Source organism: Photorhabdus hindustanensis (assembly GCF_002968995.1).
In the GTDB taxonomy this organism is placed as follows: Bacteria; Pseudomonadota; Gammaproteobacteria; order Enterobacterales; family Enterobacteriaceae; genus Photorhabdus; species Photorhabdus akhurstii.
On sequence record NZ_PUWT01000065.1, the window covers coordinates 1 to 18,682 of the forward strand.

The following is an 18,682-nucleotide window of genomic DNA, read 5'->3' on the forward strand; positions in this document are numbered from 1 at the left end:
TCAAACCAGAAGATAATGCCCTCTTCCGCCGCCAGTCGGCACCAGAAATCATAGGCGGATTCGCGTTTTTGCGTGGTGTATTCCCGTTCGACATGGCGTTTATAGAGCGTATCGCGGGTAAATAAAATACGATGCTCTTTAAGCAGGATCGTTAAGATTTCCGGTACAGACTTTCGATGGAAAATACGGCTGTCCTGATTGAGCGTCATCAGCCACATTGTGGGGCGGACAGTGAAAATATAAACAGTGCGACGGCCATCGGTATTATCCTGTTCAGCCCCGGTTATCACCCCATTAATGGTCCGTTCGGTGACGCCATTTCGGGTAATGGTCAGTGACGCTCTGTCCCCCAGCTGTTCATTCAGGGGAATATCATCACGTGAGCTCACCACTTTTAACGTCAGGCGATAAAGCTGTGACAGCTCTTCCTGTAAAGTAAATTGCGAGACCTGAAAGGTGGTTTGGGGCAGTACGCCAATTCGGCAGGTGAAAACTAATCCATCCATATTTGAAACCCTACATAATTGAGCCATTATCCTGAAACGGGGATAACGCAAGAAGCCATTAAACGAGCCATGACATGCGGCTCTTTTAAATAGCACCGGTCTGTTCCGCGGTAAAAAAATGACAGCGTAAAATAGCCATCATTTAATACGTGGCGTTAGAGAGAACAACAGACCGCTTCCAACTGAGTAGGATGGAGTGGAGACAGATAACAGATAACAGATAACAGATAACAGATAACAGAGAATTTCGCTCTCTAAATATATGACCACAAGATCACGATATTTATCAGATGAACATGAAGAAAATGTGATTAATATCACATGAAATGGCTAATTAATCGCCATCAATGCCGATTTTTCATATTGAATTCTTTGATTAATAAATCGCTCAATAGCTCCTTTTTCAATCGAAAATTTTAGCCTGTCATGGGTTGTCACTCCCAATAACAGGCAATAAATCTCTGCGGGTTTATTTTCAATGCTGGCCTTTTGCGACATCCTCGCATTGGGCCAGGATTTACGGGGCAATTGTTAAGAATTGGCAATAAATTGCTCACGCAATGCCTGAACCTGATCCCGAACACTCGCCGCCTGCTCGAATTCAAGATCCTGCGCATGCTGGTACATCTTCGCTTCCAGCTCGCGGATTTTGCTTTCCAGCTCTTTGGTAGACAGTTTGCTGAATGTTTCCGTTGTGGCGACAGCTTTACCTCTGCCCTTCCCTTTGCCATTCGTCGGCTGCCCGATTTGCAGAATATCACCAATTTTCTTATTCAGACCTTTTGGAATAATGCCGTGTTTTTCATTAAATATTTGCTGTTTAGCACGCCGGCGTTCCGTTTCACCAATCGCTTTCGCCATTGAATCAGTTATCTTATCTCCATAAAGAATCGCTTTACCATATAGGTTACGGGCAGCACGCCCAATCGTCTGAATTAATGAACGTTCAGACCGCAGGAAACCTTCTTTATCCGCATCCAGAATGGCTACCAGAGAAACTTCCGGCATATCCAGCCCTTCCCTCAGCAAGTTAATCCCCACTAATACATCAAATTCACCTAAACGAAGATCCCGAATAATTTCCACACGTTCGACAGTATCAATATCCGAATGCAAATAACGAACCCGTTCACCGTGTTCTTCCAAATACTCCGTTAAATCCTCCGCCATTCGCTTAGTCAATGTAGTGACCAACACCCGCTCATTTTTCACCGCCCGGATGCGGATTTCAGACAATAAATCATCAACCTGCGTTGCGACAGGACGCACCTCCACTTCCGGATCAAGCAAGCCAGTAGGACGCACCACCTGTTCCACCACATCGCCACCAGATTTTTCCAATTCATATTTGCCCGGCGTAGCCGAAATATAAATTGTCTGTGGAGCCAGCGCCTCAAATTCTTCAAACCGAAGTGGGCGATTATCCAGCGCGGAAGGCATGCGGAAACCATATTCCACCAGCGTCTCTTTGCGGGAGCGATCCCCTCGGTACATCCCACCAATTTGCGGGATGGTAACGTGCGATTCATCCACTACCAGCAAACCATCGGCAGGGAGATAATCAAACAGTGTCGGCGGCGGCTCCCCCTCAGCACGGCCAGAGAGGTAACGGGAATAGTTTTCAATACCGGAGCAATAACCCAATTCATTCATCATTTCCAAATCGAATTGAGTACGCTGCGTAATACGTTGCTCTTCCAGCAATTTACCATTTGCCAGTAATACCTTACGCCGTTGCTCAAGCTCAATTTTAATCACTTCCATTGCCTGAATAATACGTTCACGCGGAGTAACATAGTGAGTTTTTGGATAAACAGTATATCGCGGCACATGATATTGAATCTGTCCTGTTAGCGGATCAAACAGTGATAACCGTTCTACCTCATCATCAAATAGCTCAACACGCAGGGCATGCTCATCAGATTCAGCCGGAAAGATATCAATCACTTCACCGCGTACCCTAAATGTCCCCCTCTGAAATGCCTGATCATTACGGGTATATTGCAATTCAGCCAAACGCCGCAGAATGGAACGTTGATCGATAATCATACCGTTAGTCAGGTGAAGCATCATTTTTAGGTAACTATCGGGATCACCCAAACCATAAATCGCCGAAACAGACGCGACAACAATGACATCTCGCCGCTCCAGTAAAGCCTTGGTAGCAGACAAGCGCATTTGCTCAATGTGTTCGTTTACGGAAGCATCTTTTTCAATAAAAGTATCGGAGCTTGGCACATAAGCTTCCGGTTGGTAATAATCGTAGTAAGAAACAAAGTACTCTACGGCATTTTCTGGGAAAAAGTCCTTCATTTCACTGTAAAGTTGAGCCGCCAGTGTCTTGTTCGGAGCAAGTACCATCGTTGGTCGGTTTAAATTGGCTATCACATTAGCGATAGTGAATGTCTTACCCGACCCCGTTACCCCTAGCAAAGTCTGGTGGGCAAGCCCATCTTCTAAGCCTTCCTGTAATTGGCGGATAGCCTCTGGTTGATCACCACCCGGTTGGAAGTCAGAACGTAATTTGAACACCTTAGTCATCGGTATCTCACTTTCCTAACATTAATGCACATATAATACTGGATAAAAAACCAGCTTCAAGTTGGTTTTATAAAAACGGACTTAATTAGGTCACTTTCCTATCAATTAAACATGCGTTGATATCAAAATAAATGCCATTTTATCCCCAAATTATCTTGATTTTTCCATTTTTTATATGATCCGCTGAAAGGTGACAACATGGAGCATCATCACTGGCCAGACAGGGCTTGATTTTAGTTATCTTATTGATATTTAAAAGGATTAAAACAAAGACGAGAATAACATCAACCTTGACTCAAGCCGCGTATTTTCTTGCGTTGCGTCACTTTTCTAAGTCTAATACACAAGGTTATCCACAGGAATAGTGGATAACTCTACAAACCCCCATTAACTGTACGAGGTTGCAACATCATGCCACAAAATAGGTATTCTCTATCGATAAAAATTTTTACTATTTTTTTACCTTTATCTCAGTTATTTGTTCCAAAAAAATGAATAACTTTGCTGAAAAAGTAAGAATTTTCTCATATAAATTAAACATCAATAAACTATATTCGTTCAATGCTACTATAATTAAAGGTAGATAATCGTCAGTATTTTCTGTATAATTAGTGCAAAAAACCGCCTTTTCTGCATCAAGTAGTAGAAAACAATACTGATACTAGATTGGAATTTTTATTCAATAAGAGATAATCGGTGAACAGTTTCCTGTATGGAAATCTGTTACTCAAGAGGAAAGTTGTGTGTTACCTAAGTAGAAAGCAGGCTTCTCTGCTTCCTGCGCTTTTAGCAATAGCAGATTCAATATCATCAACAGCGTTTTTTACTATGTCAATAAACAATGCTGTCAATAAACAATGCCAACAAATAATACCTATAAACAATTACCTATAGACAATGCCGGTAAATATTTACCAAAAACAATAATTGGCTTAATTGGCATGAACAAAATCCGTTTTTTAATTAGGAAATTAATGTATGTTATTGATAGATTAATGAATTTACATCAGTATATCTCCTATTTTACAAAATGAGCTCCATCGCGAACACGTAAAAAAATGATAGATACACAAATATCAAATCGACATTGCCCTCGTAAAACGTCCAATATTCTGTTGGCTATCTCCGATCGAAAAACTACTCTGTATCTATCATTCACAATTTCAATCGATTGCTGTTCCAAAGCATCTTTATACTGCCATTTCCTGGTGTTTTAACCGTGTTATCATTTTATTAATTTACTAATTTCAGTCCTAATGTTTATTTCACTTCCTCTGTTTTCTTGATATTCCCTAGTGCTAAAAGAAATAACCCACTTCCAAACTCGAAGGATAAAGTAGCTCTTTCCCCGAGAGATTTATAATAAGAATAATATTTTGTTTGATGCTATCTGATGACCCAAAAACACATCAACACAACTTAACATTATTATAATAAAATCCATAAAGTCAACACAAAAATAAACATAAAGTTCAGTTTTGTGTAAACTTTATAATGAATCTTACTTAATTACATGATTTAACTTTCATTTTTAGAATATAAATGTAAATCCATGAGCATTTTCTGATATAGGATGTGCTAATATAGATCATCAGAAAATTAAGATATTAAAAGTAAAATCAATAAATTATCACAATGAGTGTTTTTTTCACACTGGACAATATCATCAAGTAATATATAGTAATGCTGTTATTTTTATATAAAGGATTTTCATGAAAACATCTAACGCACAGCGAAAAACAAATATCATTAAAAATATAGAATATTTGATACGTACCCGTGGAGAAACCAAGAGTTCTTTTTCCAATCGAACAGGATTAACCCGTACCACCATTTATAAAATCCTGGAAGGGCAAGTCAATAACGTTCAACAATCTACTATTCTTCGGATCTCCGATTTTTTCGGTGTTTCCTGTGAAGAAATAGAATATTATGACCTTGAACAATTAGAACGCCTCAATGAAACACTCTCAACCGAAGGCAATAAAAATCCTTCGGCTATCCCTATCGTTCCACAATCTGAATTTTTAGCCGTTTCTGAGAAAAAAATCGGTCAGCTTGTTACCGAGTATCCATTGACCTATTTCTTTGGTGATGAATCGAACATGCTGGCTCTTAAAGTTGAATCGGCAATAGAGGATACCTTCATTCCCGGCGAGGTGATCCTGATAAAACGTCCCCCCACATTAGTCACCAATACGCCATTATTGTATTACGCTAAGGGAATTGGGTTCTTTATCCGGCAAGAGAGAAATGATGATTACCTCGATAGGAAACCCTACAAAAATGCTCATTTCTTAGGCTATATCGTAGGAGAAAGACTGTAAATGACGGCAAATCAGAAGTTTAAGTTACTGGGGTTTTCAAGGTACGGTAAATTATCGGCAAATGTCATGGTACTAGCGACAGGCAAGACCATTACTATGGGGCTAAAAGAGTTAGCCGACAGTGATATCTCAGAAGACCTGAGCAGGCATGAACTCAGTACGATATACCGGAAATTATACAGCCACAGTAATATCGTAACCGCTTATGAACTTGGGGATCGTCATGAGCGTTCATGGCAAGCCTATTTGCTCATTAGCATCGCACTCAGTGTTATCTATATTTTCTCTACCATATGTGGCGTGAAGCCCATTCATATCCCGATCCTTAATATCGTCACGCCTCCCGGCGTTTTTATTTACCCTATTACCTTCTTGCTGGTCGATATTCTGAACGAATTCTATGGATTACGTCTGGCAAGAAGAACGATTATTATCTCTTTCGCGGCGAACTTATTATTTGTTCTCGGGCTTTGGGGAACCGCACTGATGCCAGGTGTTCCTGGATGGGAGTTTGGTGCAACTTATAATGGAATAGTCAATAGTATCGTATCTGTATTATTGGCATCATCTCTTGCTTATTTCATCTCTGAAAATATAAATTCATATCTCCTTTGCAAAATAAAATCTCTCACCAATTCAAAGTATCTTTTCCTGCGAGTAATAACCAGTACTGTTATCGCCTCAGCATTCGACAGTATAATATTCTGTTCCATTGCTTTCTATGGTGTTCTCGGTATAGATATCATAAAAGAAATGATTATCGCCCAGTTCCTCATTAAAGTGGCTTATTCTATCCTGGGTGTAGGCCCTATTTACCTGGTAAGGAAGATATTCAGGAGCTATATAAATCGCCCAGAAGACGCGCCTGTGAATAAAAAACTCGCCGAAGTATGAATAGATATCCACCTTTGTCATAATATAAAAAGCCATTGAAAAATATCATTTTTATGCCGGAACACCGCTCCGGCATATTGTCCTAAAATAACTCTTCACATATCATCAGCAGTGAAATCCATATATTCATTATCAAAAGTATAGATATGAATAGTGTAATCATTTATCGTGACATTAAAATAAAATTCCACCAAATCAGATTTGTAGATTAATAATTCAATTAACCAGTAAATTTAAATCTATATATTCCCCTAAATGATTAAAATATCCTTGGGTTAAATGAGGAATCTTACCCAATAAAGGAGCCGGTAACATACGCTCTAATGTCGCCAAATATTCTTGTTGGCGTTTGCCTGCGGGTTCAACCTCATTAGCTATCCAACCTGCAAAATGCAACCCCGAACCTATAATCGCCTTCATGGTAAGTATCGCGTGATTAATACAGCCCAGTTTTACCCCCACGGTCAAAATAACCGGCAATTGCTCTTTAACCACCCAGTCAGCAAAAGTCGCCGATTGCGATAAAGGGGTATACCAACCACCAGCGCCCTCAACTAAAACCCAGTTCGCTTTCTTTTCTAACTGATGCAATCCCGCAGACATAACAGCAAAATCAATAGGTTGATTCAGGTCATCGCTGGCAATATGGGGCGATGTTGCTTCAACAAATACTAACGGATTCACTTCTTCATATTGCAAAGGCACAGAACTATTTGCCAACAATGCCAGCGCATCGGAATTACGAATACCTGCCGGTGTTATTTCACTACCGGAAGCGACAGGTTTATAACCTGCTGTTTTATATCCTGCTTTAGTTGCCGCTTGTAGCAAAGCACAACTTACAACTGTTTTACCCACTTCGGTATCTGTACCTGTCAAAAACCAGCGCTTAGTCACGATAAATCACTCCAAAGACAACTTGATAGCTAAGAGGCAAATGTTCATTTTCTCGTGGATAAGCCTGTTCTAGAGCAATCAGCCGTTCACGCGTCATCAACCCCTGCTGACGCCCATAATGAAGGTGAGTCGCGCCAATCCCTTTCAGCGAACCCAATAGCGGCAATATATGAGAATATTGTTGGCGATAAACATGACTAATAAGACAATGCCGGAATCCCCGACACGCATCTTTAATCGTCTGCTGCGGCAGGAAGTGATTAATATGCTGGTAGTTATCAACCACGCTCCAGGCTTGTTTCAATTCATGTAATGAACCTTTAGCCAAGGTGGAAAACAGAATCAATCCACCAGGACGTGTTACCCGATAAAGTTCTCTTAAAGCGCTGGATAAATTCTCACACCACTGAACAACCAGATTACTGAAACAGATATCAACACTGCTGTCAGCAAGCCCTAAATGTTCAATATCCCCTTGTAGATAATAGTCCGCCGCTAACTGTTTACGGGCATGAATCAACATACCTGACGCCAAATCCAATGCAATAACCTGCTTCCCCTGTTGCCGCCAGCGTTGACTAAAAAACCCCGTACCGCAACCGGCATCCAAGACTAACTTACCAGGATGCCCATCGGCTTGTTGCATGAGGAATTCACCGGCTTGCTGCTGTAATTTCGCAACCACATCATAGTTGGCGGCTGCTCGACCAAATGCTCCGGCAATCGCCTGTTTATTAACAAATTCAACTACGGAACTCATGCAATACCTCCATCAACATATCAATATCCTGTAGCGTATGGCTGGCCGTCAAAGTAATACGTAATCTGGCACTGCCCGGCGGCACTGTTGGTGGACGAATGGCTGTAACCCAAATCCCTTTTTGTTGCAAATACCGGGATAAGGAGATACTCAGTTCATTATCACTCACAATCAATGGCTGAATCGCTGTGGTTGAATCGGTCAGATTAAAGGGCAATTTCTGCGCCTGCTGACGAAAGTAATTGATATTCTGTTGCAATCGTTGACGTAATTCATCACCAGCTTGTATCTGCCGAACAGCTTCAGAAAGCGCCTGTGCTTGCGCGGGCGGCATAGAAGTGCTGTAGATCAGATGACGGGCATACTGAATCAGATATTCTGCCGTCTGTTCATCACAAAGCACTGCGGCGCCACTCAACCCAAATGCTTTACCAAAAGTGACAATCAAGATCTCTGGTTTGACTTTCTGCTGCCAACAACTTCCCCTTCCCTGCTCACCACAGACGCCAATACCATGAGCATCATCCACCATTAGCCAGTATCCAGAAGCCTTGGTTTGCTGATGAATATCTGCCAACGGTGCACAGTCACCATCCATACTAAATACACCTTCCGTCACCACCAGCGTCTTGCCAATACAGGGTTTTGCCAATAAATCTGCAAGTGATTCAGGTTGATTATGAAGAAAACGCCGTAATTGAGCCGGAGAATGCATTGCCGCTTCCATTAATGAAGCATGACTCAGACGATCGGCAATAATTCGATCCTGTTTCGTCATTAACGCGGCAATGACCCCTTGATTCGCAGAATATCCTGAAATAAACAGTAATGCTTTTGGGTAACCCAACCAGTCAGCTAATTGCTGTTCCAATAGCTGATGGGCTTTTGTATAACCCGCAATATGACCTGATCCCCCACTGCCAACGCCATATTGTTCAGCTCCCCGCTGCCATGCAGCAATAACTGCGGAATTAGCGCTTAACCCAAGGTAATCATTACTGGAAAAATTAAGATATTTGTCATCAACAGTATATAGGAAACGCCCATCTGATTTCTGATTGACCTGCCGCTGACGCCATAGAGAAGTATCCCGACGCTCAGACAATTGCCGGGAAAGATAAGCTGACCAATCCATTATAATGCCGCGTTATAAAATTGTTCGTTATCTGCATTGATGATGGCTTCTGCCAAATACTGCTGTTGCTGATTATCACCGAATGCCGTCTGAGTCTGCTGAGGATTAATACCCAACTTGCGAAACAGTTGTAAGTCTTTATCTTCCGCTGGGTTGGGTGTAGTGAGCAACTTACAGCCATAGAAAATAGAATTAGCGCCAGCCATAAAACACATCGCTTGTGTCTGCTCATTCATCTGTTCACGACCTGCGGATAACCGGACATGAGAAGATGGCATCATGATCCTGGCAACAGCAATCGTGCGGATAAAATCGAAAGGATCTACATCTTCGTTTTCAGCCAATGGCGTGCCCTTGACTTTAACCAACATGTTGATGGGTACACTCTCCGGCGGTTTTGGCAGATTTGCCAGTTGTACCAATAACGCGGCCCGATCACGGATCGCTTCACCCAGACCGACAATACCACCAGAGCACACCTTTATTCCTGCTTCACGTACTTTATCAAGGGTATCCAATCTGTCCTGATAGGTTCGAGTGGTAATGATGTTGCCATAAAATTCCGGGGAGGTATCAAGGTTGTGGTTGTAATAATCTAATCCTGCCTCCGCCAGTCGCTGTGCTTGTGAACCATTGAGCATACCCAGCGTCATGCAGGTTTCCATTCCCAGTGCTTTGACTTCCTTAACCATTTTTTCCAGATAAGGCATATCCCTCTCATGGGGATTTTTCCACGCAGCCCCCATACAAAAACGCGTTGAACCGGCATTTTTGGCCTTACGAGCAGAATCAATCACCTGTTCCACTTCCATCAACCGCTCTTTTTCAAGGCCGGTTTTGTAACGGGAGCTTTGCGGACAATATTTGCAATCTTCTGGACAGGCCCCGGTTTTGATGGAAAGTAATGTACTGACTTGTACTTGCTGTGGGTCAAAATAGATACGATGAACCTGTTGTGCTTGAAATAATAATTCAAAAAAAGGTTTATCAAACAGCTCTTGCGCCTGCTTAATTGTCCATTGCTTACGCTCAATCACAATAACATCTCCAGTGTGAAAAAAGTGTAGCCAGTTTAAATAATGCCGCTATACTGTCAACCAATTTTAAGTAAATTAGTTTACATCAAGCCTTATGACTGCTTCCGATATTGAATTTGATCTACGCCATATTTGGCATCCCTATACCTCCATGACCAACCCTCTTCCGGTTTACCCTGTCGTTGGGGCTTCTGGGGTGGAACTAGAGTTGTCTGATGGCCGTAAGCTGATAGATGGCATGTCTTCCTGGTGGGCTGCCATTCATGGATATAATCATCCGGTTTTGAACCAAGCCGCTAAGGTTCAGCTTGATCAGATGTCCCATGTCATGTTTGGCGGCATTACTCATCCACCCGCAGTGGCACTTTGCAGGCAATTAACAGCAATCTCCCCCCCCTCACTGGAATGTGTCTTTCTGGCGGATTCAGGTTCCGTCGCGGTGGAAGTGGCGTTAAAAATGGCATTGCAATACTGGCAAGCAAAAGGTGAGAAACGTCAGCGTATTTTGACATTACGGCACGGTTACCACGGTGACACATTCGGCGCTATGTCGGTCTGTGATCCCGACAATTCAATGCATAATCTCTACAAAGGCTATCTGCCACCCCATCTGTTTGCCGAATCGCCTCAGTGCGGATTTGATTCTCAATGGGACGAACGGGATATCATGCCATTTCGTACTCTGCTGGAGCAGCATTCCCGTGATATCGCCGCGGTGATCCTTGAACCTATCGTACAGGGTGCTGGAGGCATGCGAATTTATCATCCTGAATATCTGCGTCAGGTCAGAATGTTTTGTGATCAGCATCAGATTCTATTAATTGCGGATGAAATTGCCACCGGTTTTGGCCGCACAGGAAAATTGTTTGCTTGTGAACATGCTGAAATTGAGCCAGATATTTTATGTGTAGGAAAAGCGCTGACAGGTGGTTATATGACACTATCAGCAACACTGACAACCCGTAAGGTGGCCGAAACAATTAGCAATGGTGAAGCAGGCTGTTTTATGCATGGCCCAACGTTTATGGGCAATCCATTAGCTTGTGCCGTGGCAGAAGCCAGTTTGAAACTGTTATTACACAGCCCTTGGCAACAACGTATTAAATCAATTGAAAACCAATTAAAGAGTGAGTTGATGCCACTAAAACACCATGCAAAAGTGGCTGATGTTCGGGTATTCGGTGCAATTGGCGTCGTGGAGATGAAGCAACCCGTGAATATGGCGGTGTTGCAGCACCATTTTGTTTCTCAAGGTGTCTGGATAAGACCATTTGGCAAGCTGATTTATTTAATGCCGCCTTATATTATTCAACCGGAGCAACTTTCACGCCTGACAAAGGCTGTCTCTGGTTCAATAAATTTGTAATTTTCCTTTATTAAATAAATTCTTCTGAATTTATTACTGAGCAGTTAATTAAAACTAAGTTCCGGCTTGATCAAAAAAGGCTCCCAATTGGGTAATATCAGTCAGTTAAGTAACTGACTGGCTGTTTTTCTGCGCTTTTCTGTACTTATACCCTATGGATTTCAAGATGCATCGCGACGGCAAGGGAGTGAATCCCCGGGAGCATAGATAACTACGTGGCCGGGATGACTGGGGTGAGCGAGTGCAGCCAACAAAGAGACAACTTGAAAGATGACGGGTATATATGGCCTTTCCTTCATGTCATATCTGTAGGTACTAAAACCAATTCCATTTCATCTGCAAGCTCTCTAAGTTTTTCGTTAACCTCTTTAGAAATAGCGGCGGACTCTGATTCAAGAGACACATGCAAATCTTTTTCTTCCACCCGATCTCCAAAAATTATTATTGCTTTACCGCCGTGCTGCTTAGCAAAAACCGCCGTAAACCCTTGCCCAGTGCGGGCGGGGATATCAGGCGAAAAGCCCAGAGGGCTTTAGGGCTGGCGACTCAGACGTCTCCTGACTGGATTGATATCTGCCGGTAAAACAGGCTAAAATCAATGCACTTTCTCAATGAGCGCTGAACATGTTAAGAGCGACCAAAGTCCGCATCTACCCCACACCTGAACAGGCTGAGTATCTTAACGGCCAGTTCGGGGCGGTCCGTTTTGCGTACAACAAGGCGCTGCACATCAAAAAGCATACCTACAAACGTCACGGCGTAAGTTTAAATCCGCGCAAAGACCTCAAACCGTTACTGGCGGTCGCGAAGCAATCCCGCAAGTATGCCTGGCTCAGGGAATATGACTCCATTGCATTACAGCAGGCGGTGATCAATCTGCATATCGCGTTTGATAATTTCTTCAATCCGAAGTTGTGCGCCCAATTGCCCACGTTCAAACGCAAACAGGGTAAGCAATCGAGCTATCACTGTGTTGGGGTGAAAGTGCTGGAGGGCGCAGTGAAGATCCCGAAATTGTCACCGATAAAGGCACGCATACACAGAGAAATTGAAGGGGAAGTGAAGAGCATTACGCTATCCCGAACCGCCACGGGAAAGTATTTCGCCGCTATCCTGTGTGACGATGGCAAAGAGGCGCCGGAAAAGCCGGGCGTTATCACCCGCGTGACCGGTTGCGATATGGGTTTGTCCCACTATCTTATCCAGTCGACCGGGGAGAAGGTCAATAACCCCCATCACCTTATCAACGCCGCCCGTAACCTGCGTCGTAAACAGAAATCGCTGTCCCGCAAACAACAGGGCAGCGCTAACCGCGGCAAGGCACGATTACGTCTGGCGGCAGTCCATGAGCGGGTAGCCCATGCCCGCGCCGATTTTCAACACAAACTCTCTCGGACAATAGTTGACGAAAACCAAGCGATAATTGTTGAGACGCTGAAATCGGCTAACATGATGAAGAATCACCACCTTGCCCGCGCTATCGGGGATGCGGGCTGGCATGGCTTCATCAAGAAACTGGAATACAAAGCCGCAGCGGCGGGCGTCCATTTGGTCAAACTGGATCAGTGGTTCGCCAGTTCGAAAACCTGCCATTGCTGCGGTCACAAAGTGCCGGAAATGCCGCTGCATAAGCGGATTTGGCCATGCCCTTGCTGTCGAGTCGAACATGACCGCGATATCAATGCGGCGATCAACATCCAGCACAAGGGCATAACAGAATTACAGGCGGCGGGACTCGTCGTTTCTGCCCACGGAGGCCAGCGTAAATCCGTCATAAAGACGGTGGCGGCCTGAGAAGTGGGAAGCCTCGCCGTTTTTTACGGCGGGGAGCAGTCACAGGGCCATCGAATTGCTTGAGCATCAGGATTGTCATGATAAATTTTTGCTGCCCAGAGCTGAGTAATATGATAATCCGATGCTTCTGATTCTACTAGTTGGCCTTGAATAATCCCCCATTTCTTCAATATTCGTGGATTGATATCCACATACTTGATGTCTTTTTTTGGCGTAATTTGGCTATACGCTAAATCATCCAGTTTACTCAGTTCAACAGGTATACCGGCGCAATTTAGTGGAATATCATGCAAAATCGTCTCCATAATAGCGACTCCTACGTTTTCACCTCCATAAAGTGTTGGAACAAAGATTCCATTATTTTTAAACGGGCTAAAACGGGCATTACCAACACCAGGATTAAATTCAGCGCCTTTAAACTCGGCTTTATGAATACGTTCAATAGGTGTACCCGCTTTCCACTTTTGGATTTTGGTTGCTGTATTCTCTGGGGGAAGCGGTATATCTTCTTGAAATTCTTTTTTATCATCAACCATGACGCGGCCCTTCAGCTTCTTCTTTGGCTGCCATATAAACATCATCAGGTTGAGTTAATACAAGGTCCTTTGGTTTTTTATTACCAAGCCAGCTATTTGGTGTGCCGAACCAAATAGCCATTGACCAAGGGGTCTTTTTGTCTCCAAACAGCGCAATGGTTTTCTTTATCACTGGTAACGGTTGGCCGCCTTCGTCTAGAGCATACAATGGGAATAGGTCTTTGCCATTAATTGGCAATGCGAATATTTTTTTCGACTTTTTCAAACGATTTGCCGCAGCGCTGGAATTCATTGATTTAGATCCGGCCAATTTGCTAAGTTCACTTGCAGTCAGCCACTCTGAATCAGTGATGATCTGATTTTTTAATTTTTCAAGGCGTGCTTCATTACGGGAAGCAAATCCAATTTTTGAAGATGGTTCGGTCATAACAGACCGATGTTTGTTCTTATTGAATGTAGTGACAGCGGTTACTGCGCTAGCTATTGCCAACTTAATATCATGATAATCAATTGCTCTTGGCAACTTTATTACCACATACTGATCTATCTCATCAGCGGGAATTTCAGACAAATTGATATGTTTGGCAACATCCTTGTCATTTGATAACTCAATTGAAAGAAAGTCAAAGCTAACATTCTCCGATTTGGATTGCGATTTAGTAATCATACTGCCTCCCTATTGCATCTGTTTGAGTTCGTATTTTGCGTATTTTCGTTATATGGATGATATTGCGTATTTGTTAAAAGTACAAGGATTGGTGTAGTTGCATCACACGAGGCTTCCATCAAAGCGCTTTCAACGAGATTTTGTCGTGAATACAAGGTATGTGACGCCATCACGTTACAGCAGGCGGGAGCAATCACTGGATGAGTTTAGAGCAACCGAGCAGACACAGGAAACCATTTTTGCATCTGTCCGGTTGTATGACTGCGAAATTTGGAGTTGTATTAGCTCAAAATTGATCTGGTAATTACCGGTTCTTTACATCAATGTCTACCAGATTAAACCGTAACTAGCACACACAACCACCGTTAACACCCAACAACTTTATCAAATTCACAGGGCCAGCACCGTTACCCACATTGGGCCTTTACCTACTGGATAGCGCGTCAATTCAGTCAATTTACCGGTATATTGATCAATAGAAGAGACTGAAATATGGTCAGACTTTTGACCGGATGCAATCAGATATTTTCCACTGTGATCGATAGCAAAACCACGCGGCTGAGTTTCGGTTTTATAGTGTCCTGCCAGCGTCAAATTAAGACCATCTTGTGAAATAACAAAATGGCTGATCAAACTTGAAGTTCGTTCACTGGTATAAAGATGACGACCACCCGGTGTAATATGAATATCCGCAGACCAACGAACACCCGCTAAATCCGCCGGTAATGAATCAATCGTCTGAACAGCCCGATATTTTTCCCACTTGCGATAAACATCCACCGTAGAATCCAGCTCATTAATACAGTAAATCACCTGCTGATTTGGATGAAATGCCATATGACGAGGACCCGCACCCATTGCCGTAGTGATTTCCTCAGCACGCTTTTCTGTCAGATAACCCTCTTCTGTCATTTCAAAAATACGGATGTGATCTTCTTTCAGACAAGGAACCAATAGTTGTTTATTATCCCAGTCAATATTAGCTGAATGCGGTGCTTGCAAACCTTCAATAACCTGAACAGGTTCACCCACAATCCCCTGTTCGTCAATTAGGCTGACACTCAGATTGTTATAACTATAGGAGGCAGAGAATAGAAAGCGACCTTGCTTATCTGTAGAGATATGAGTCGGGCTACCCGGTATTGATGAAATCCCCTGTTGTACCAGTTCCCCACTAGAGCCAATCTGGTAAGTGACAATACTGAATTGTGGTCGGATGCCAACATAAAGATGTTTACGATCCGGGCTAACCACCATTGGTTGTACTTCCCCCGGTACATCAACTGTCTGAATGAGTGATAACTCACCTTCATTATTCAGGCTCCAAACATGAATCTGACAACTGTTTGGACTCGCCGTATAAACTACTTGTTTCATCTTCACTCCTTAATTATCTATTGCCATTTTATTGCGCTGTAACGACTCGATTGGTTTTATCGGTTAAACTCACCGCACAATTGGTGTAGCTTTATTCAGTTTCAATGTAATATCCTTATATTATATATAGTTATGAGGCTAATTTATGTCATATCGCATCATTGCGCTGGATCTGGATGGTACACTACTCGATCCTCAAAAAAATATCCTGCCCGAATCACTCATTGTACTAAATGAAGCACGTAAAGCTGGTATTAAGGTGCTTATCGCCACCGGCCGTCATCATGTCGCTATCCACCCTTTTTATCAGGCTTTGCAACTCGATACTCCTGCCATCTGCTGTAATGGTACTTATCTGTATGATTACCATGAAAAGAAAGTATTAGCCTCAGATCCGCTATCATCTCAAGAAGCCATAAAAGTTCTCTCCCACTTAAAAAACACAGATATTCACCGTCTAATGTATGTGGATGACGCCATGTTATATGAAGAACCGTATGACACAGTTGTCCGTACCATGAAATGGTCTGAAACCCTACCTGAATCCCAACGTCCAACTATGCGACATGTTAATAGCTTTCAGTATGCTATTGATGAAGTACAGTCTATTTGGAAATTTGCCACCAGCTCTCCTGATTTAGTAAAACTGCGGGAAGTAACTGCACAAATCGAAAATGACACAGGTCTTTCGTGTGAATGGTCATGGTTCGATCAGGTGGATATTAGCAAGAGAGGCAACAGCAAAGGTATGCGTTTGCAACAGTGGGTTGAATCTCAAGGCATGAGGATGAAAGATGTTATTGCCTTTGGTGATAACTTTAATGACCTGAGTATGCTGGAAGCCGCTGGACTCGGCGTCGCTATGGGTAACAGTGTAGATGCTATCAAAGAACGAGCCGATCTGGTGACGCTGGATAATACTCAGCCAGGTATTGCCGAAGTTATTCGCAAGTATGTTCTATAAACCCACAAAACCACACTATCGGGGTAATCCTTAGCTAGGTTCCCCGTTATTATTTAAATTATTTATAGCGATCCGATTGCTTCCAGTGGCTACCAATTTACGAATCGCTTCTTAATAAACAGAAACTACGGTTGCCGATTAAGAGAAACACTTTTTATCTGAGCATAAAGCCACTGCCCAGGCCGCAAATTAAGTTCATCCCTTGCCCACGGAGTGATCCTTGCCCATAAATAGTGACCACTCAACACCAATTTGACATCAACGTGTCCATTATCATCAAAGAACTCAACCACTTTCACCGGTAAAATATTACGGATACTACTGCCGCGCGGAGGTTCCAGTACTAATGAAACATCTGACGCATCTATTCTGATACGCAAATCGGTTCCCGGTTGAACATCCATTTTCGGCAGCCATAAAGCCTGGTCAGCGAGCGCCACCGCTGTCATTTCATAACGATTATGATGTTCAACCATTGAAACATTCAGAATACTGCTAAGGGTCTCTTTTTGTAACCAAAGACGTAGCACACTACTGGACCAAACCTCTTCCAATTTTCCTGTTGCCCTGACTTTGCCGTTATCCATAACGAGTACATTTTCCGCCAGGTGCAAAATCTCATCCAGATTATGGCTGACATACAAAATCGGGATATTGACCTCTCCAGAAAGCCTTTCAAGATAAGGCAGGAGTTCTCTTTTACGGGGGAGATCCAGCGATGCCAATGGTTCATCCATTAACAACAGATCAGGTGCCGTCAATAAAGCTCGACCGATAGCAACCCGCTGCTTTTCACCGCCGGATAAGGTAAGAGGAAAACGAGATAGTAAGTGCTCAATCCCTAGCAAACTAACAATGCTCTCAAATTCCGGCTTCATCACCGGAGACATCCCGTATTGAAGATTACCTTTTACTCGATAATGAGGAAAAAGCCGGGCATCCTGAAAAACATAGCCTATACGGCGTTGCTCTGGCGGCAAGCAGGTACCTTTTTCAATATCAACCAGCACATGATCATTAAGGACAATCCGCCCTTTCTGTGGACGTATCAAACCGGCAATAACATTTATCAATGAAGTTTTCCCGGCGCCTGAAAGACCAAAAACAGCCGTAATTCCCTCAGTGGGTAGCTGTGTCTTGACCTGTAAATGAAAATCACCGAGTTGTTGCTCAAAATCCAGCTCTAACATGTTGCTCCCAAACGTCTCCTTCCCCAACGGGTTAACCATTCAGAAACCATCAGTGACATCAACGCCAGAATAATGGCAATGACACACAAACGAGCCGCGGCGGTTTCTGCTCCGGGGGTTTCAATCAAGGTATACATCGCCAAAGGGATCGTCCGCGTTTCGCCTGGAATATTGGATACAAAAGTGATAGTTGCGCCAAATTCACCCAATGAACGGGCAAATGCCAAAACAGTGCCCACAATAACCCCAGGCAAAGAGAGCGGCAATGTGATAGTAAAAAATACCTTCAACGGATTCGCTCCCAAAGTACGAGCGGCCTGTTCCAGTCGTCGATCGACACCTTCCAACGCCAGACGTATCGCCCTGACCATCAACGGAAAAGCAACAATAGCAGAAGCCAATGCGGCGCCACGCCAACTAAATGCGAAGCTGATCCCAAACCAGTCATATAACCATTCACCGATAAATCCACGACGTCCCATACTGATCAATAGCAAATAACCCACTACCACTGGCGGTAACACCAGCGGTAGATGGATCATACTGTCGAGTAACGATTTACCGGGAAACTGGAAACGAGCAAGAATCCACGCCATTAAGATCCCAAATGGCAGACTCAGTAATACCGCCATACCTGAAACTTCCAGACTCAGGATGATGGCCTGCCATTCGTATTCACTCAACATCACCA

Annotated in this window: 17 protein-coding genes; 5 read left to right on the forward strand and 12 right to left on the reverse strand. The window is 43.3% G+C overall.

Annotation, left to right across the window (positions count from 1 at the left end; genetic code table 11):
* Window positions 1-506 (reverse strand): contractile injection system protein, VgrG/Pvc8 family (locus C6H66_RS20490; protein WP_248000760.1); only part of this gene is annotated, 506 nt, incomplete at its 3' end.
* A 531-nt stretch (window positions 507-1,037) separates the two neighbouring features.
* The gene (gene uvrB / locus C6H66_RS20495; protein ID WP_105396558.1) at window positions 1,038-3,047 is read right to left on the reverse strand and encodes an excinuclease ABC subunit UvrB; all 2,010 of its coding nucleotides are present in this window, start codon (window positions 3,045-3,047) and stop codon (window positions 1,038-1,040) included.
* Window positions 3,048-4,759: 1,712 nt separating this feature from the next.
* On the opposite strand from uvrB, the gene C6H66_RS20500 reads away from it, so the two are divergent.
* Window positions 4,760-5,374 carry a helix-turn-helix domain-containing protein gene (locus C6H66_RS20500; RefSeq protein WP_046395960.1) on the forward strand — a complete coding sequence of 205 codons (615 nt, stop codon included), beginning with the start codon at window positions 4,760-4,762 and terminating at the stop codon, window positions 5,372-5,374.
* Entirely contained in the window at window positions 5,375-6,268 is an 894-nt protein-coding gene (locus C6H66_RS20505; RefSeq protein WP_046395961.1) for a queuosine precursor transporter, read from the forward strand.
* Window positions 6,269-6,484: 216 nt separating this feature from the next.
* Here the strand turns inward: C6H66_RS20505 and bioD are convergent, their stop codons facing one another.
* The 4 genes from bioD to bioB are packed head-to-tail and all read right to left on the reverse strand — an operon-like array spanning window position 6,485 to window position 10,097.
* Entirely contained in the window at window positions 6,485-7,165 is a 681-nt protein-coding gene (bioD, locus tag C6H66_RS20510) for a dethiobiotin synthase (RefSeq protein ID WP_105396559.1), read from the reverse strand.
* Window positions 7,158-7,925, reverse strand: coding sequence for a malonyl-ACP O-methyltransferase BioC (gene bioC, locus C6H66_RS20515; RefSeq protein WP_105396560.1), 768 nt, complete (start codon window positions 7,923-7,925; stop codon window positions 7,158-7,160). Before bioC ends, bioD begins: the two co-directional genes overlap by 8 nt.
* The gene (bioF, locus tag C6H66_RS20520; protein WP_105396561.1) at window positions 7,909-9,060 is read right to left on the reverse strand and encodes an 8-amino-7-oxononanoate synthase; all 1,152 of its coding nucleotides are present in this window, start codon (window positions 9,058-9,060) and stop codon (window positions 7,909-7,911) included. Before bioF ends, bioC begins: the two co-directional genes overlap by 17 nt.
* On the reverse strand, window positions 9,060-10,097 hold the full coding sequence (bioB, locus tag C6H66_RS20525) for a biotin synthase BioB (RefSeq protein WP_036812938.1): 1,038 nt from the start codon (window positions 10,095-10,097) through the stop codon (window positions 9,060-9,062). Before bioB ends, bioF begins: the two co-directional genes overlap by 1 nt.
* Window positions 10,098-10,191: 94 nt before the next feature.
* Here bioB and bioA point away from each other — a divergent pair, with 94 nt between their 5' ends.
* The gene (bioA, locus tag C6H66_RS20530) at window positions 10,192-11,463 is read left to right on the forward strand and encodes an adenosylmethionine--8-amino-7-oxononanoate transaminase (RefSeq protein WP_105396562.1); all 1,272 of its coding nucleotides are present in this window, start codon (window positions 10,192-10,194) and stop codon (window positions 11,461-11,463) included.
* A gap of 295 nt (window positions 11,464-11,758) precedes the next feature.
* Here bioA and C6H66_RS27330 read toward each other — a convergent pair whose 3' ends face one another.
* A complete protein-coding gene (locus C6H66_RS27330) occupies window positions 11,759-11,887 on the reverse strand; it encodes a hypothetical protein (protein WP_282183126.1) in 129 nt (42 codons plus the stop codon).
* A gap of 200 nt (window positions 11,888-12,087) precedes the next feature.
* Here C6H66_RS27330 and C6H66_RS20535 point away from each other — a divergent pair, with 200 nt between their 5' ends.
* Window positions 12,088-13,257, forward strand: a complete 1,170-nt coding sequence (locus C6H66_RS20535) for an RNA-guided endonuclease InsQ/TnpB family protein (RefSeq protein ID WP_105396563.1) — start codon at window positions 12,088-12,090, stop codon at window positions 13,255-13,257.
* A 23-nt stretch (window positions 13,258-13,280) separates the two neighbouring features.
* Here C6H66_RS20535 and C6H66_RS20540 read toward each other — a convergent pair whose 3' ends face one another.
* The 3 genes from C6H66_RS20540 to pgl all read right to left on the reverse strand — a co-directional run bounded on the left by C6H66_RS20540 (window position 13,281) and on the right by pgl (window position 15,837).
* Window positions 13,281-13,793 carry an RES family NAD+ phosphorylase gene (locus C6H66_RS20540; protein ID WP_248000761.1) on the reverse strand — a complete coding sequence of 171 codons (513 nt, stop codon included), beginning with the start codon at window positions 13,791-13,793 and terminating at the stop codon, window positions 13,281-13,283.
* On the reverse strand, window positions 13,786-14,460 hold the full coding sequence (locus C6H66_RS20545; RefSeq protein WP_046397461.1) for an antitoxin Xre/MbcA/ParS toxin-binding domain-containing protein: 675 nt from the start codon (window positions 14,458-14,460) through the stop codon (window positions 13,786-13,788). Before C6H66_RS20545 ends, C6H66_RS20540 begins: the two co-directional genes overlap by 8 nt.
* Window positions 14,461-14,850: 390 nt before the next feature.
* Window positions 14,851-15,837 (reverse strand): 6-phosphogluconolactonase, encoded by a 987-nt coding sequence (gene pgl / locus C6H66_RS20550; protein ID WP_105396564.1) that lies wholly within the window; start codon window positions 15,835-15,837, stop codon window positions 14,851-14,853.
* A 145-nt stretch (window positions 15,838-15,982) separates the two neighbouring features.
* Here pgl and C6H66_RS20555 point away from each other — a divergent pair, with 145 nt between their 5' ends.
* Complete coding sequence (locus C6H66_RS20555; RefSeq protein ID WP_105396565.1) at window positions 15,983-16,801, forward strand: pyridoxal phosphatase; 819 nt, start codon at window positions 15,983-15,985, stop codon at window positions 16,799-16,801.
* Window positions 16,802-16,926: 125 nt separating this feature from the next.
* On the opposite strand, the gene modC is transcribed toward C6H66_RS20555, so the two are convergent.
* Window positions 16,927-17,991 carry a molybdenum ABC transporter ATP-binding protein ModC gene (gene modC, locus C6H66_RS20560; RefSeq protein WP_181150252.1) on the reverse strand — a complete coding sequence of 355 codons (1,065 nt, stop codon included), beginning with the start codon at window positions 17,989-17,991 and terminating at the stop codon, window positions 16,927-16,929.
* The gene (gene modB, locus C6H66_RS20565) at window positions 17,985-18,680 is read right to left on the reverse strand and encodes a molybdate ABC transporter permease subunit (RefSeq protein ID WP_105396574.1); all 696 of its coding nucleotides are present in this window, start codon (window positions 18,678-18,680) and stop codon (window positions 17,985-17,987) included. Before modB ends, modC begins: the two co-directional genes overlap by 7 nt.
* Window positions 18,681-18,682: the final 2 nt, after the last annotated feature.